The organism is Gemmobacter lutimaris (genome assembly GCF_003570715.1).
In the GTDB taxonomy this organism is placed as follows: domain Bacteria; phylum Pseudomonadota; class Alphaproteobacteria; order Rhodobacterales; family Rhodobacteraceae; genus Gemmobacter; species Gemmobacter lutimaris.
This window is the reverse complement of sequence record NZ_QXXQ01000014.1, coordinates 40,113-55,905: the sequence shown is the minus strand read 5'-3', so window position 1 is coordinate 55,905 and position 15,793 is coordinate 40,113. Positions and strand designations below refer to the sequence as shown.

Genomic DNA, 15,793 nt, shown 5'->3' with positions numbered 1-15,793 from the left:
CTGCGGCTGCGAAGCGTGCGATCCTGCCCAGTATGGGAGGCGCCGGAGAGGTTCCACAAGCCCCCGCGACACGCGGGTTGTCATGCTGATATGGCTGGGCTAGGGAACAGGCTATCCTTTGCCGAAGGAAATTGATTATGCAGATCGAACAGACGGCGCTACCGGGTGTCGTGGTGATTTCGCCCCGGAGATTCGGGGACGCGCGCGGCTGGTTCAGCGAGACCTGGAACGCGGCCCGGATGGCCGAGGCGGGGCTGGATATGGGCTTCGTGCAGGACAACCATTCCTTCTCGGCCACGCCGGGCACCCTGCGGGGGCTGCATTACCAGCGTCCACCGCATGCCCAGGACAAGCTGGTGCGCTGCACCCGCGGCGTGATCTTCGATGTGGCTGTCGATATCCGCAAGGGGTCGCCCACCTACGGGAAATGGGTGGGGGAGGAGCTTTCGGCGGAAAACGGCAGGCAGTTGCTGATTCCCAAGGGCTTCCTTCACGGCTTTGTCACACGCACCCCCGATTGCGAGGTGCAGTACAAATGCACCGACCTCTATGCGCCCGACTGCGATGGCGGCATCCGCTGGGATGACCCATCCATCGGCATCGACTGGGGGCTGGGCCCTACACAACCCGTGCTGTCCGACAAGGATGCGGTGGCGCCGCTGCTCGCCGGTTTTGACAGCCCTTTCACCTGGGAGGGTGACAAATGAAGATCCTCGTGACCGGCGGCGCCGGGTTCATCGGCTCGGCCGTGGTGCGGCTGGCCATCGCGCGCGGGCATGCCGTGGTCAATCTGGATGCGCTGACCTATGCCGCCTGTCTGGAAAATGTGGCCGGGGCGGCGCAAAGCCCGCTTTACGCCTTCGAACATGCCGACATCCGCGACCGCGCCGCGCTGGACCGCATCTTTGCCGCGCATGACCCCGATGTGGTGATGCATCTGGCCGCCGAATCGCATGTGGACCGTTCGATCGACGGGCCGGGCGATTTCGTCGAGACCAATATCACCGGCACCTACAACATGCTGGAGGCCGCGCGCGCATACTGGATGCGCAAGGGCAGGCCCGCGGGCTTCCGCTTCCATCACATTTCCACCGACGAGGTCTTCGGCTCGCTGCCCGCCGATCCTTCGGTCAAGTTCACCGAAGAGACGCCCTATGACCCGCGCAGCCCCTATTCGGCCTCCAAGGCCGCCTCGGACCATCTGGTCCGCGCCTGGGCCGAGACCTATGGCCTGCCGGTCGTCCTGACCAATTGCTCCAACAACTACGGGCCCTATCACTTCCCCGAAAAGCTGATCCCGGTGATCATCCTCAACGCGCTGGCCGGCAAACCGCTGCCGATCTATGGCGATGGCAGCAATATCCGCGACTGGCTTTATGTCGAGGATCACGCCGATGCGCTGCTGACAGTGGTGGAAAAGGGCGAGCTGGGCCGCAGCTACAATATCGGCGGCGAGAACGAGCGCACCAATCTGGAACTGGTGAAGACGCTCTGCGCCATTCTGGACGAGAAGCGTCCGAAGGCGGAAGGCTCCTATGCCGACCAGATCACCTTCGTCACCGACCGTCCCGGCCATGATGCGCGTTACGCGATCGACCCCGCCCGCATCCGCACCGAGCTGGGCTGGAAACCCAGCGTGACGGTGGAGGAAGGTCTGGCGAAGACCGTGCAATGGTATCTCGACAACGAGGCCTGGTGGCGCCCGCTTCAGGAACGCCACGGGGTCGGCCAGCGGCTCGGGACCAAGGCATGAGCGGCGCCGGTCTTCTGATTTTCGGCAAGACCGGCCAGGTGGCCACCGAATTGCAGCGCCTCGCACCGGAGGCGCTGTTTCTGGGCCGTGACCGGGCCGATCTCATGGACCCGGCCGCCTGTGCCGCCGCGATCCGGGCCGCAGGCCCCGCAGCGGTGATCAATGCCGCCGCCTGGACGGCGGTGGACAAGGCCGAGACCGAGGAAGAAGCCGCCACCGTGGTGAACGGCGCGGCGCCCGCGGCCATGGCGGCGGAATGCGCGGCACTGGGCATTACCTTCATCCATATCTCGACCGATTATGTTTTCGACGGCGCGGGCGAGACGCCTTTTGCCCCCGGTCACCCGACCGCGCCGCTGGGGGCTTATGGCCGGTCCAAGCTGAAGGGCGAGGAAGGCGTGCGCGCCGCGGGCGGGGTGCATGCGATCCTGCGCACCTCCTGGGTGTTTTCGGCCCATGGCAACAATTTTCTGAAGACCATGCTGCGGCTGGGGCGGGAACGCGACAGCCTGACCGTGGTGGCCGACCAGATCGGCGGCCCGACCCCGGCGCGTGCCATCGCCAAGGCCTGCCTTGCCATCGCCGCGCAATTGCAGGCCGATCCGGGCAAGGGCGGCACCTATCACTTCTCGGGCGCGCCCGATGTCAGCTGGGCCGGTTTCGCGCGCGAGATCATGACACAGGCCGGGCTTTCCTGTAGTATCGGTGACATTCCGACCAGCGCCTACCCGACCCCGGCCCGGCGGCCGGCGAATTCGCGGATGGACTGTGCGGGACTTTCCATTTTCGGCCTCACCCGCCCTGACTGGCGGGCCGGGGTCACGGACGCATTGACAGAACTTGGAGCACTTTCATGACGCAGGCACCGGCGCTTTCGCGCAAGGGCATCATTCTGGCGGGCGGCTCCGGCACGCGGCTTTATCCGATCACGCAGGGCGTGTCGAAACAGCTGCTGCCGGTCTATGACAAGCCCATGATCTATTATCCGCTGACCGCGCTGATGCTGGCGGGCATCCGCGAGATCGCGCTGATCACCACGCCGCAGGATCAGGACCAGTTCTGCCGCACCCTGGGCGACGGCAGCCAGTGGGGGCTGAGCCTCACCTATATCACCCAGCCCTCGCCCGACGGGCTGGCGCAGGCCTATATCCTGGCCGAGGAGTTTCTGGCCGGGGCGCCTTCGGTCATGGTGCTGGGCGACAATATCTTCTTCGGCCACGGGCTGACGAAGCTTTTGGCCGAGGCCTCGGCCCAGCCGGAAGGCGCCACGGTCTTCGGCTATCGCGTCTCGGACCCGGAACGCTATGGCGTGGTGGCCTTCGATGCCGAGGGCCGGGTGGAAAGCATCATCGAGAAGCCGGAAAAGCCGAAATCGAACTATGCGGTGACCGGGCTTTATTTCATGGACGGCACGGCACCGGCCAAGGCGCGGGCGGTGCAGCCCTCGGCGCGGGGCGAGCTGGAGATCACCTCGCTCCTGGAGATGTATCTGGCCGAGGGCACACTGACGGTGCAGCGCATGGGCCGCGGTTATGCCTGGCTCGATACCGGCACCCATGGCAGCCTGCTCGACGCCGGGAATTTCGTGCGCACACTGGAAAAACGGCAGGGCCTTCAGGTGGGCTGCCCCGACGAGATCGCCTTCGAACAGGGCTGGATCGACGCCGCGGCGCTCAGGGCGCGGGCGAAGCTGTTTGCCAAGAATGACTACGGGGCCTATCTGGCGCGGCTGATACACGAGTGACGGCAGGAAGGCGAGGGACGGCATGGCGAAACAGGATGCGGCGCCCGTGGCCGGGACGGCTGCGCAGGACCGGATCGCCGCGCTGACCGCCGAAACCCGGCGGCAGGCGCAGGAGCTTGCCGATCTGGCCAGTCTGCTGGACCGTGCCGAGGCCCGCTGTGCCGCGCTGGAGCACGATCTCGCGGCGGCGCGCGAAATCCCCGAGGAGACCGGCACGGCACAGGCCCCCGAGGAATATCGCCGTGCGCTTTCCAGCCTGCGCCGCCGGGTGGCCGAGCTGAATGCCGAAAGCGACGGGCAGGCGCAGGATCTGGCCCGTCTTGCCCGGCTGGTCTTCGACAAGGAAGAGGCGCTGAAGCGCCGCAACGCCGCCGCGCATGAGGCCGGGCAGGCTGCGGCTGCGGCGCGGCGCGACCTGCTGGCGGCACAGGAGGCCGAGGCGGCCTGCGCCCGGCGTCTGGCCGAGGCGGAGGCGCGGATCGAGGCGCTGCTGCACAGCAGTTCCTGGCGGATCACGGCACCGCTGCGCGGTCTGGCCCGGCTGTGGAAGCGGTAAGCCGGACATGCCGGGCAAGGAACAGATGAGCGTTTCGGACGAGGTGAAAGGCTCGGGCCTGTTCGACCGGGACTGGTATCTGAAGACCTATCGGGATGTCGCGGTGTCGGGCATTCCGCCGCTGGCGCATTTCGTGCGGGTCGGCATGAAGATCGGCCGCGATCCGGGGCCGGGCTTCGACAGCCGGCATTATCTGGCGCAACTGCCCGAGGCGGAAGCCACCGGCCTGCCGCCGTTGCTGCATTACCTCAGGATCGGGCGGGCACGGGGGCTCAGTCCCTGCGGGGTCAGGGAGACCCCGGCCGCTGCGGTTCCGGTCCCTGATCTGGCCCCCGATCCGGTCGCCTCCGGCCCTGGGCGCAGGGGGCCGCTGTTCCGGGATGGCCGGGCCGCGTTCCTGTTGCGCAGCCTGCGGCCGCTGGCCCCGGTTGCCGTGGTGGCCAATGTCGCCGACGAGGCGGCATGGGAGATGGTGCTGGCGCGGCTGGCGCGGCTGGGCATCGCGCATGACCTGTTCCTGCTGGGCGTGGTCGAGCCGGAAGGCGCGGTGCATGTGCCCGAAACCCTTTCGGTCACCGAAACCGGCCCGGCCGATGCGCCGGGGGCGGCGGCGGAATTCCTGTCGCTGGTGCAGACGCAGGTGCTTGACGATTACGCGGCGCTGCTGTGGCTCTCTCCCGGCGAGGGCGGGGGCTCCGACCTGTCCGGTTTTGCAGAAGATCCCGGCTGGGGGATCGGCGCGGAAACGGAGCCTGCCGCAGAGCAGGGCACAGCCCCGGTCCGGCAGGTATTGGCGGCCACTCTGGGGCTGCGGCCGCCCGAAGGCGGGCTGACGGTGCCGCGCGGCGCGGAAATCTGGCTGAAACCCCTGCTGCTGCGCGGTCTGGCGCGGGCCTTCCCGCCTGCCGGTGCCGAAATGCCGGATCGCGGCACGGTGCTGGCCGCGCTGGCCCTGCTGGCGCGGGAGGCGGGGCTTGATCTGCGGGGCAGCCCCGTGGCGCGGCCCGCCGCGAAGGCGCGCACGGTCAAGGCCGTGGCCTTCTACCTGCCGCAGTTCCACCCGATCCCGGAAAATGACCTGTGGTGGGGCAAGGGCTTTACCGAATGGGCCAATGTGACACGGGCGCGGCCGATGTTTCCGGGTCATGACCAGCCGCGTGTGCCCACCGAACTGGGTTATTACGACCTGCGGCTGGAGGAAACCCAGGTGGCGCAGGCCAGACTTGCCAGCGCCTTCGGCATCCATGGCTTCTGCTATTACTATTACTGGTTCGACGGCAGGAAGCTGCTGAACCATCCGGTCGAGCAGATGGCACGCTCGACCCGCATCGACACCGGATTCTGCGTCTGCTGGGCCAATGAGAACTGGTCGCGCAACTGGGACGGGCAGAACCGCCATGTCCTGATGGAACAGACCTATACGATGGAGAGCAATCTCGCGCTGATCCGCGAATTGATCCCCATGATGAAAGACCCGCGCTGGATCCGCCACGAGGGCAGGCCGGTGATGATGGTCTACCGGATCTCGATCATCCCGAACTGGCTGGAAACCGCCGCAGCCTGGCGCGAGGAATGCCGCAAGGCGGGCCTGGGCGAGATCCATCTTTGCGCCGTGCGCTTCGGGCTGGAAACGCTTCAGGGCGGGCCAGGGGATCACGGGCTCGACAGCTATGTGCTGTTCCCCCCGCATGAGGCGGCGCGGGTCGATCTGCGCGACAGGATGCCGGATCTGGCGCCGGATTTCCGGGGCCAGATCTTCGATTATACCGCAGTGGTCGAGGGCGATCTGGAAACATTCGGTCAGGGCTACGGCTGGCCGGTGCATCGCGGTGCCATGCTGGGCTGGGATAATACCGCCCGCCGCCTGACCGAGGCGCGCATCTTCCACGGTGCCACGCCCTACGGCTTCCGCCGCTGGATGCAGGGCATTCTGGAACAGGAGCAGCGGCTGAACGGCAAGGACGAGTCGCTCGTCTTTCTCAATGCCTGGAACGAATGGGCCGAGGGGACCTATCTGGAACCCGACCAGCGCTGGGGGCGCGGCTATCTGACGGCTCTCGCCTCGGCGGTGGCGGCCACACCCGGCGTCACCACCCCGGTTCTGCCCGCAGGTGTCGCTGCCCTGCCGCGCGGCACCACGGCGCTGGAGCGGCTGGGCAATCCCGATGCGAAAGCGCTGGCGCCGCCGGTCTGGCATCCGGGCGCGCGCATCCGCAACCCCGACTGGCCGACGGTCATGCTCTGCGCCCATATCTCGGGCCACCACCTGTTCGGCGGCGAGCGCAGCCTGCTTGACGTGCTGGAGGCGCTGGCGGAACTGCCGCTGAATGTGGTGGTGACGCTGCCCTCGGACCGCAATGCCGCCTATCTGGCGGCGATCTGCGCCCGCGCGCTGGGGGTTCATGCCTTTCCCTATCCGCAGTGGAAGGACGACCGCGACAGCCAGGGCTGGCTGACCACCACTTTTGCCGACATCCTCGCCCGGCATGCGGTGGATGTGGTCCATGCCAATACGATCGTGCTGCTGGAGCCGCTGGCGGCGGCGGCGCGGATGCGGCGCATCCGGGTGACCCATACGCGCGAGCTGATCTCGCTGGACGATGCGCTGCGCGAGAAGATCGGGCTGGGCGTCTCGGAGATCCTCGGCCGGGTCCATGCCCGTTCGGACTGGGTGATCGCCAACAGCCGCGCCACCGAAAAGCTGTTCTCGCGGCCGGGCCGGACGCTTTATGTGCCCAATGCCGTGACCCCGTCGGATTTCGACATGGAAATCACGGCGGGACCCATGATCCGTTTCGGCATCGTCAGTTCCAATATCCCGCAGAAGGGCGTGACCGATTTCGTCGAGGTGGCGCGCCGGGCCGCCGAACGGGCGCCGCGGGCGCAGTTCGTCATCGTGGGCCCGGTGAACGATCAGGTGAAACGCTGGCGCGACGAGGTGAAGGCCGGCACCCGCCCGGCCAATCTGGTCATCGCGGGCTATGCCGATCATCCGCGCACCGCGATGGCGCAGCTTGATGTGCTGATGAACCTGTCACGCTTTGCCGAAAGCTTCGGGCGCACCGTGGCCGAGGGCATGGCGGCGCGGCGTCCGGTCATCGCCTATGACTGGGGGGCGCTGTCCGAACTGGTGCAGCACGAGGAAACCGGCCTTCTGGTGCCTTACCGCGATCTGGACGGCGTGGTCGATGCGGTGGTGCGCCTGTGCGCGGAGGACAGCCTGATCGTCCGGATGGGCGAGGCGGGCCGTGCCTTCGTCAGCCGCCATTTCGGGCAGGACAACCTGCGCGCGCGCCTTGCCGAAGGCTATGGCGCGATCCTGAACCGGCCGATGACCGGAACAGGGGCGGGGGCAGGGGCGGGCGAGGCCGCCCCCACCGCCGCACCCACCGCCGCGCGCGCCGTGGGCCTGCCGCCCGCCCGCACCACGGTCATCGTTCCGGTCTACAATGCCCCGGAGGAGGTGCGCGACTGCCTCCGTTCGGTGCTGAAGCACACCGACCTGACCCGCGACCGGCTTCTGGTGATCGACGATGGCAGCCCCGATCCGGCGGTCGCCCCGATGCTGGCCGAATTCGAGGGCACGCCGGGCGTGACCCTCCTGAAGAACGAGCCGAACATCGGCTATACTAGGACCATCAACCGCGGCATCCGCGAGGCGGGCGGCGACGATGTGGTGTTGCTCAATTCCGATACCGTGGTGACACCGCGCTGGCTGGAGGGCTTGCGCAGCGCGGCCTACAGCCGGGCGAAGGTCGGCACGGTGACGGCGATGAGCGACAATGCCGGGGCCTTCTCTTTCCCGAGGTTCAACGAATACTGCCCCCGCCCCGCGCATCTGACGCATGAGGATTACGCGCTGCTGATCACCCAGGCCACGCGCGACTGCACGCCGCCCGAGGTGCCCACCGGCTCGGGCTTCTGCGTCTACATCCGCCGGGCGATGATGGAGGAATGCGGGCTGTTCGATGAAGAGGGCTTCCCGCGCGGCTATGGCGAGGAGAATGATTTCTGCATGCGCGGCCTGACGGCGGGCTGGGTCAACCTGATCTCGCCCTGGTCCTTCGTCTATCACATCCGCACCGCCAGCTTCAAAGGCGAGAAGACCGCGCTGGTGAAGGCCGGGGTGGATGTGGTGACGAAACGCTACCCCGATTACGCCAAGCGGGTGAAGGCGGCTTTTGCCGGGCCGGAGATGGCGGCCCTGCGGGCGGCGGCGGAACGGGCGGCGCAATGAGACGGCCGAACCTGCTGATCGCGGGGGCCCAGAAAAGCGGAACCTCCAGCCTCTACCGGATGCTGGCGCGGCATCCCGAGATCTTCATGGCGGCCCGGAAAGAGCTGAACTTCTTCAACCGTCAGGGGCTGACGGCGCAGGATTTCGCGGAATATCTGGAAAATTTCGCCGATGCGGGCGCGGTGCGCTATCTTGGCGAGGCGACGCCGCATTACTTTTCCAGCGACCGCGACGGTTCAGGGCGCAGTCAGGTGGCGGAACGGATCGCCGGCTGGCTGGGCACGGATCTGCGCATCGTGCTGATCCTGCGCAACCCGGTTGAACGCGCCCTGGCGGGATGGCGTCACAATTATGTCTACGGGCGGCTTAGCGAGGCGGTCTCGATCTTCGAGGCGCCACCTGCCCAGGGCCTGCTGGAACTGAGCCATTATGCGCGGCACTGGCGGGCCTGGACGCAGCCGTTCGATCCCGGCCGGTTCTCTGTCCATCTGTTCGACGATCTGGCCCTGCGTCCGCGCCGCTTGCTGCGGCAGGTGCTGGCGGGGCTGGATCTGGATTTTCCCGAAGCGGCCTATGCGGAATTTCCGTTTCGCCAGCCTTTCAACAACATCCGCTCGAACATGACGCGCCAGCAGGTCGAGGCCATTCCCGGCTTCGATGCCGGAACGATCAACCGGCTGGTCGCGCTGTTCGAGGCCGATATTGCCTTTGTCGAGGCCATGACCGGACGGGCCCTGCCGGAATGGCGCGATGCCGGCCGGATCGCGGCGGCCTTTGCGGAAATCCGCTAGGCCGGCGCCGGAACGTGTTCCTCGGCCCGGAACATGTTCCTCAGAACGTGTCCCAGGGTGCGGCGCGGAACCCCAGTTCGGCGGCGGTTTCGGCATCCCACTGGTTGCGGCGGAACATCAGTTCGAATTCCGCATTGCGCCCGTCCTTGCCGCGCAGCCGGTCTGTGGCCTGTTGCAGCTTGTGGATCACATGCGCCTCCGGCACATAATAGAGCTTCAGCCCGGTCAGGCTGCGCATCATGTCGCAGAAGACCCGGTCCGACCGGTAATGGCGGCCATATTCCGCATCCAGCGGGCCCAGTTCCGCCAGAACCTCGTGACGGATATAGACCGCGAAGAAGGGCGCAAAGCCCAGTTCCAGCGCCCCGCCATCGTGAAAGACCGGCACATCCGCGAGATTGCGGTGATGGGCCGAGATGTTCACGTCGCAATCCAGCCCCGGATTGGCGAAGGGCACATGATCGGCGATGGTCTTGGTCTTGCCGGGCAGGATCTGGCGCGGCACGGTCATCCCCGCCGAGGGCAGGGTCAGCGCCGCGCGTTGCAGTGCCTGGATCGCGCCGCCCTGCACGATGGCATCATTGTTCAGCAGCAGGATGTCGCTGCCCGGCCGGGCAGCGGCGATCCCCAGATTGGCGGCATGGGTGAAGCCGTAGTTGCGGCCGCTTTCGATCAGCCGGAGCCGCCCGGCGGCCGCCCCGGCGCGCAGCGGCTCCAGCACCGCCTCGTCCGAGCCGTTGTCGGCCACCACGATTTCCAGCAGGCCCTGCCAGTCGCGTGCGGCCAGTGCGGCCAGACAGTCACGCAGATCCTCGGGGGATTGCCAGTTCGGAATGACCACGGTGACCGGCCGTTCCAGCCCGGCGCGGTCGGCTGCGGCGCGTTGCGCCGCCTGCCGTTCGGCCAGCCGCGCCCGGATCACCGCCATGTCGCCCGCATGGCGCGGGTCGCTGGTCATGGCATTCTCGGCCTTGTCATAGAAATAGTGGCACAACAGCACCGGCACCGAGACCAGCCGCCCGGTTTCGGAAAAGCGCAGGATCGCATCGTAATCGGGATAGCGGCGCAGCGTCTCGTCGAAGAAGGCGGCCCCCGGCCCCAGTGCGCGGCGGCGCAGCGCGATCACATTGGTGTCGATGTAATTCTTGTTTTCCAGCAGGGCGCGGTTGAAGTGGCCGTAGCGCACCGCGAAGGGATCGGGTTCCGTGCCGCGATAAAGCAGCATGCCCGAATAGATCGCATCGGCGGCGGGCAGGCTGTCGAAGGCGCCGACCATCGCGCCCAGATAGCGGCTGTCCCACTGGTTGTCGCTGTCAAGAAAGGCCAGAAGCGTGCCCTGCGCGGCCGCCAGCCCGGTATTGCGCGCCACGGTCTGCCCGCGGTTTTCCGGCAGGCGGATCAGCCGCAGCCGCGGATCGGCAAAGCCTTCGGCCACCGCGACGCTGCCGTCGCTGCTGCCGTCATCGACCACGATCAGTTCGAAATGCGGATAGTCCTGCGCAAGGACCGAGGCGATGGCCTCGGCCAGAATGGCCTCGCGGTTGAAGACCGGCATGACGACCGAAACCAGCGGCGGCGCCTCCAGGGCGGCGGCCCGGGCGCAGAAGCGGTTGGCGATCCCCTCCATCACCGCGAAACAGCGCTTGTCCTCTTCTGCGAAGGGCCCTTCGATCAGCGGCTGGGTCATGCGATGGCGCAGAAAGCCCTGAAAATCGGCATATTCCGGTTTGGGCTTGCGCCAGCTGGCCTGACGGCGCGCCACGACCCGGCCGGTTTCGGCATCGCGCAGCACGACATCGCGGGGCTGCCCGTCGCGCTCGGACATGGGGACCTGCACCTGAAAGCCGTGCCAGCCCGCATTGATGCCGTTGCGCAGCAGATCGTCGCGGAAGCTGCCTGCGGTGACCTCGATCTCGCAACTGCCGATGCTCAGCCGGGCGCGGCGCGGGGCGGTGTCGCCCTGAAGCGCAAGCCAGCCCCGCAGCGTGGCACCTGTGGGCAGGTCGAGATTGCCGCGCAGCCCGTCCGGCGCCTGCCCCTGCGGGCGGTCCTGCTCGATCCGGGACCGCCGGATCTGACCGGCTTGCCGGAACCGGACGCCGATGCCATTGCCCGCAGCGGCCAGAAGGCGTTCGGCCGGGTCGGCGATATCCTCGGTCCGGGCCAGACGGGCGATCAGGCCGGGCCGGAACCAGAAGCAACCGGCGCGCAGCAGGTCGAGACAGGCCGCCCGTGCCGCCGCCCGCGTGGCGGGAAGGGGGGCAACCGACCCGCCCAGCTTCAGGCCGCGATCGGCGCGGAAATCGGCAATCGTGGCGGCGATGGTTTCGGCATCGGGCAGGGCGTCCGCCAGGGTCGCCGCCGCATCCGGCACGGGGGTCCCGTCCGGGGCGGTCAGCGGCGGGCCGATCCGGCAGAACAGGCCATAGGCGGCAAGATCCACGGCTTCGGCAAGCGCTTCCAGCCCGGTCAGGGCGGCATCCCCGGCGCCGGGGGGCAGGTCGATGCGCTGCACGCCGGGGAAGGCGGCCAGGGTCGGGGCGGGGGTCTCCGCCGGGCAGAGCAGGAAGCGATCCGTGCGCGGCGGATACAGCGCCGCATGCCGGGCCAGCGCTGCGATCCGCCCGGGCGTCATGTCCTCCGCCGCAAGCTGGAGGATCAGCGCATGGCGATCCGTGCGGCGCAGGGGCGACAGGCCCGCGGCCTCTCCCTCGTCCAGAAAATGCAGCAGCGGATTGACGTCGGGCGGAATGTGGTCGCCATAGGCTTCCAGATAGGCCCGGGTCGAGAATTCCGGCCCCGGATCACGGCCCAGCCGCCAGCCGATGCGCAGGTAATGCGCGGCCGGCCCCAGTGCGCCGGGCCTGCGCAGATCGGGATGCTGACCGATATACCATTCGGCATCGAAGAACGCGCTTGCCGTGATGCGGTCTGCATCCGCCTGGGTCCGGGTCATGGGGCCAATCGGTCCTTTGTCTTTGTGCGGCGCCTGCGGGGGCGAGGGGTCAGTCCTGCCGCCGCCGCACCGCCAGCGAAAGCTTGCGCAGCGGGGCGGTGACACGCCAGGAGGTGCTGTCGCGCAGGGCGGCATTGTCGGCCTCGATCTCGCGCATCCGCGCCAGCAGCGCCTCGCGCTCCTCGTGGCCAGCCTGACGCAGCGCCTCGGCCTCGGCCACGCTTTCGGCGATCCGCGCCTCGGCAGCGGCACGGCTTTCCTCCAGCTCGACCGCCTGCTGCGACATCTGCGCCGCCAGTCGGCGGATTTCGGCGGTGGCGTCGCGGGCCTGCTTGCGCAGGCGGTCGGTCTCGGCCTTGCCGGTCTTCTGCGCTTCGGCATGGGCCTCGCGCAGACGGGTCAGTTCCTGTTTCAGACCGCTGGTTGTATCGGTTCCGGCCTGAAGCTGCCGGACTTCGGCTTCCAGCCGGGCCATGTCGGCGGCATGGCGGGCCTCGGCGGCCCGCAACGCGGCATCACGGGCCGCCAGCTCGGCTTCCAGCGCGGCACTGGCTCCGGCCAGCCGGTTCTGGGCCACGGCGGCTTCGGTCAGCCGCGCCTCGTATTCCGAACGGATCGCCGCCTGTGCGGCCTCGGTCAGGGCAGGGTCGGGGGCGGGGAGCTCGACCGGGGTCTCGGCAGCGGCAGCGGGCGTGGCCGATCCGTCCAGCCGGGCCAGAAGGTCGCGCCGCATTGCGGCCGCGACCCGGCGGCTCATCTGGTCCAGATGCCCGGCGCTGCGGCGGGCGCGGCGGTCGAGATCGGCATGTGCCTGACGCAACTGGCCAAGGGTCGCCTCCATGGTGGCGATCCGGGTCTGGTCTTCCAGATGCTGGCGCTGCATGTCGTCAATCTCCTGGCTGCGCTGAAGCAGCATGCTTTGCAGCCGGTGCAGATCCTGTTCCTGCTGGCTGCGGGTCTCCTCGCTGCGGGACAGTTCCGCCTCCAGCGCCTCCTGCCGAGCCTGCAGCGCTTCGGCCCGGTCCTGCCCGGCCTGCACCTCGGCGGCCTGAAGCTCTGCCATCTGCTGCATTTCGGCGATCCGCGCGGTCAGGGCTTCGGCACCGGCCTCTGCGGCGGCCCGGGTCAGCTGTTCGGCACGATGGTTGGCGGCATGGCTGTCGGCACTGGCGCGGGCTTCGGCCAGGGCCGCGGCGAGGTCATTCGCGCGTGCCTCCGCTGCGGCCCGGGCCTGTTGTTCGGCACGATGGTTGGCGGCATGGCTGCCCGCACTGGCGCGGGCTTCGGTCAGGGCAGTGGCGAGGTCATTCGCGCGTGCCTCCGCTGCGGCACGGGCCTGCTGCTCGGCGCGATGGTTGGCGGCATGGCTGTCGGCCGTGGCATGGGCTTCGTCCAGCGCGCGGGCAAGGTCATTCGCACGGCTTTCCGCCGCGGTGCGGGCCTGCTGTGCGGCGCGGAGACTGGCCGCCTGGCTTTCGGCACTGGCGCGGGCCTCGTCCAGGGCCTGCGCCAGATCCTTCACGCGGGCCTCTGCCGCGGCGCGGGCCTGCTGTTCGGCGCGGTGATTGGCGGCATGGCTTTCGGCACTGGCGCGGATCTCGTCCAGGGCCTGCGCCAGCTCCTTTGCGCGGGCCTCTGCGGCGGCCCGGGTCTTCTGTTCGGTGCGGTGATTGGCGGCATGGCTGGCCGCCTCCTGCCGGGCGTTGCGGGCCTCGTCGGACAGACGCTCGACACTCTGCTGCCGGTTTTGCCCTTCCAGCCGCAATTCCTGACTGCGGCGCACGATCGGCACGAAAGAGGGGCTGGCCGCATCGAGCCCGTCCCGGATGCGGTCCAGCACGGGATGATCGGCCGCATCCTCGCCCGTCACCGCCCAGCGATCCAGAATGGCATGCGCCTCGGCCACCCAGTCGGGCAACACCTGCCCGCGGCGGTCGGCATCGGCCGTCTGGTTGAAATGGCGCAATTCGTTCGACAGGAAACCGGCGACCGCCGGGGCGGCCGTTTCCGGGCTGCGGGGCCATTTCAGCCCCAGCCCCTGCCCGATGCGGCCGATCTCCTGCGTCCAGTCGGTCAGCAGCCGGTCATAGGAGGTGAACACCCGTGCCCGGCCCCGGCTTTCCGCCTCGGCATCCAGCACATGCCGCAGCCACAGCACCAGCCCGTATCCCGGCTCGTAATTGGCCCAGCGGGTCAGCGAGGCGGCAACATCCAGCGGATGACGGTGGGTGCAGACATGCAGCGGGCGGCAGTCTGCGGTTTCCAGCGCATCATGCCAGAACGGCAGCAGGCGGCAGATCCGCGGGTCCTTCATCACGAAAAGATGCGACTGGCCGAATTCGTCGCGCAGCACCTCCTGCGCGCGGAGCGCGAATTCGCCCGCCTTGGGCGAGGCGAACCAGTCCGCCGGAAAGCGCGGCACGGAATACCAGGTGAAGCCCGCCGAGGCCAGCAGCTCTTCGTTCAGGCCGGTGATGCGGTTGGATTCGAAGAACCCTTTCGCATTCATCGGTGCCGGCTCCATCAGATCCTGCGGCAGGTCGCAGCCCATCTGCCCCAGAACCCCGGCCAGGGCCGAGGTGCCGGATCTGTGCATGCCCAGCACGATCAGGGCAGAGCGTCCGGCCCCGGACGGGCGGGCGGCATCGGCGCGGCGCGGTTTGGTCTTGCGGGCGGTCTTCATGGCCGGGCACCATCCGTCTTCGGGGGTGTTGTCTGATCGGCAAGCTGCTTTTGCAGCGTTGCCACCTGATGACGCAGCCCGCCGAGTTCGGCGGTCAGGGCGAAAATCAGCTTCAGCATCAGCTGGTCCATTTCCCAAGGGGAGGGATGCAGGGTCTGGCGGGGCGGGCTGTCGAAGGCCAGCGGCGGCTCGCCCGAACGCGCCAGCATCGCGTCGATCTGCGCAATATCCGCCGCACGGTCGCGCACCAGATCGTGCAGCACCCCGGCCGAGGGCATCAGGCGGTCGATCGGCGGCAGCGGCGCCCCGCCGGTCTGGTCATGGCGGCGCAGCATGTTCTGCACCCCGTCGAAAGCCGTGGGCAGCACCTGATCGCGCCGCATGGTGTTGAACACCGTCTGGGCGGCGGTGATCGCCGGATCGGGCGAGACATTCTCGGTGATGCTTTCAACATCGTGCAGGCCGTTGGCGGCAAGGAAATGCTGCACCACATCCCCGGCGGCATCGAAGTTGAATACCCGCAGATCGGGGCCGAAGGCGGCTTCCCAGATGGCCAGCGCCGGGGCAAAGCGGAATTCGCGGTCGCCGAAGACCGGCAGCCAGCTGGCGAAATCGCGGATCGGGCCGGCGTAGGATTTGTGCTTCAGCCCCCATTGCGCATAGGCGCTTTGCGCCCATTTGTCATGGCGGCGCACATAGCACTGGATCTCGATCGCCTGGCCGCGGCGCTTGAGGTCGCACAGCGCAGGCAGGACCGAGCGCGAGCGTTCAAGCAGCCATTCGTTGCTCCAGATCGCGCGCGCCACGCCCGCGCGGTCCAGCCGGGCCAGTTCGCTTTCCAGCACCGCCAGCAGTTCGGCATTGGCGGTGGCCGGGTCCGTTCCGTCGAAGAACTGGTTCGAGCCGGACATGATCTGCCAGGCCGGGCGCGGCGCATTCTGCGCATGTTCCAGCATCAGGCCCAGATAATGCACGCCCTGGGTGGCGAGGGCAGGCCGGGCCGCCAGCAGGCTTTGCTGGATCGAGGTCGAGCCGGTCTTGCCGTGACCGATATGAACAACAAGCTTCACCAC

General features: G+C 68.2%; 10 protein-coding genes. 7 read left to right on the top strand and 3 right to left on the bottom strand.

All coding sequences use genetic code 11. From position 1 onward, the window contains the following. Nucleotides 1–137 precede the first annotated feature (137 nt). The 7 genes from rfbC to D2N39_RS18400 are packed head-to-tail and all read left to right on the top strand — an operon-like array spanning nucleotide 138 to nucleotide 9,081. The gene (gene rfbC, locus D2N39_RS18430) at nucleotides 138–707 is read left to right on the top strand and encodes a dTDP-4-dehydrorhamnose 3,5-epimerase (protein WP_119136248.1); all 570 of its coding nucleotides are present in this window, start codon (nucleotides 138–140) and stop codon (nucleotides 705–707) included. Continuing rightward, nucleotides 704–1,753, top strand: coding sequence for a dTDP-glucose 4,6-dehydratase (rfbB, locus tag D2N39_RS18425; protein WP_119136247.1), 1,050 nt, complete (start codon nucleotides 704–706; stop codon nucleotides 1,751–1,753). The genes rfbC and rfbB overlap by 4 nt, the downstream gene beginning before the upstream one ends. Then, complete coding sequence (rfbD, locus tag D2N39_RS18420) at nucleotides 1,750–2,610, top strand: dTDP-4-dehydrorhamnose reductase (RefSeq protein ID WP_233557260.1); 861 nt, start codon at nucleotides 1,750–1,752, stop codon at nucleotides 2,608–2,610. The genes rfbB and rfbD overlap by 4 nt, the downstream gene beginning before the upstream one ends. Next, nucleotides 2,607–3,497 (top strand): glucose-1-phosphate thymidylyltransferase RfbA, encoded by an 891-nt coding sequence (rfbA, locus tag D2N39_RS18415; RefSeq protein WP_119136245.1) that lies wholly within the window; start codon nucleotides 2,607–2,609, stop codon nucleotides 3,495–3,497. The genes rfbD and rfbA overlap by 4 nt, the downstream gene beginning before the upstream one ends. A 22-nt stretch (nucleotides 3,498–3,519) precedes the next feature. Next, a complete protein-coding gene (locus tag D2N39_RS18410) occupies nucleotides 3,520–4,053 on the top strand; it encodes a hypothetical protein (protein ID WP_119136244.1) in 534 nt (177 codons plus the stop codon). 7 nt (nucleotides 4,054–4,060) lie between these two features. Next, nucleotides 4,061–8,290 carry a glycoside hydrolase family 99-like domain-containing protein gene (locus D2N39_RS18405; protein WP_119136243.1) on the top strand — a complete coding sequence of 1,410 codons (4,230 nt, stop codon included), beginning with the start codon at nucleotides 4,061–4,063 and terminating at the stop codon, nucleotides 8,288–8,290. Continuing rightward, on the top strand, nucleotides 8,287–9,081 hold the full coding sequence (locus D2N39_RS18400; protein WP_119136242.1) for a sulfotransferase domain-containing protein: 795 nt from the start codon (nucleotides 8,287–8,289) through the stop codon (nucleotides 9,079–9,081). Before D2N39_RS18405 ends, D2N39_RS18400 begins: the two co-directional genes overlap by 4 nt. Nucleotides 9,082–9,121: 40 nt before the next feature. Here D2N39_RS18400 and D2N39_RS18395 read toward each other — a convergent pair whose 3' ends face one another. From D2N39_RS18395 to D2N39_RS18385, 3 genes are read right to left on the bottom strand one after another with little or no spacing between them, the layout of a single operon-like run. After that, on the bottom strand, nucleotides 9,122–12,037 hold the full coding sequence (locus tag D2N39_RS18395; RefSeq protein WP_158589872.1) for a glycosyltransferase: 2,916 nt from the start codon (nucleotides 12,035–12,037) through the stop codon (nucleotides 9,122–9,124). 49 nt (nucleotides 12,038–12,086) lie between these two features. After that, on the bottom strand, nucleotides 12,087–14,720 hold the full coding sequence (locus D2N39_RS18390; RefSeq protein ID WP_119136240.1) for a sulfotransferase: 2,634 nt from the start codon (nucleotides 14,718–14,720) through the stop codon (nucleotides 12,087–12,089). Continuing rightward, nucleotides 14,717–15,790 carry a hypothetical protein gene (locus D2N39_RS18385; RefSeq protein WP_147373515.1) on the bottom strand — a complete coding sequence of 358 codons (1,074 nt, stop codon included), beginning with the start codon at nucleotides 15,788–15,790 and terminating at the stop codon, nucleotides 14,717–14,719. The genes D2N39_RS18390 and D2N39_RS18385 overlap by 4 nt, the downstream gene beginning before the upstream one ends. Nucleotides 15,791–15,793 lie beyond the last annotated feature (3 nt).

Bases quoted from the DNA above. Each gene is read 5' to 3' on its own strand.
- rfbC (WP_119136248.1), top strand. From the start codon at position 138: ATGCAGATCGAACAGACGGCGCTACCGGGTGTCGTGGTGATTTCGCCC.
- rfbB (WP_119136247.1), top strand. From the start codon at position 704: ATGAAGATCCTCGTGACCGGCGGCGCCGGGTTCATCGGCTCGGCCGTG.
- rfbD (WP_233557260.1), top strand. From the start codon at position 1,750: ATGAGCGGCGCCGGTCTTCTGATTTTCGGCAAGACCGGCCAGGTGGCC.
- rfbA (WP_119136245.1), top strand. From the start codon at position 2,607: ATGACGCAGGCACCGGCGCTTTCGCGCAAGGGCATCATTCTGGCGGGC.
- D2N39_RS18410 (WP_119136244.1), top strand. From the start codon at position 3,520: ATGGCGAAACAGGATGCGGCGCCCGTGGCCGGGACGGCTGCGCAGGAC.
- D2N39_RS18405 (WP_119136243.1), top strand. From the start codon at position 4,061: ATGCCGGGCAAGGAACAGATGAGCGTTTCGGACGAGGTGAAAGGCTCG.
- D2N39_RS18400 (WP_119136242.1), top strand. From the start codon at position 8,287: ATGAGACGGCCGAACCTGCTGATCGCGGGGGCCCAGAAAAGCGGAACC.
- D2N39_RS18395 (WP_158589872.1), bottom strand. From the start codon at position 12,037: ATGACCCGGACCCAGGCGGATGCAGACCGCATCACGGCAAGCGCGTTC.
- D2N39_RS18390 (WP_119136240.1), bottom strand. From the start codon at position 14,720: ATGAAGACCGCCCGCAAGACCAAACCGCGCCGCGCCGATGCCGCCCGC.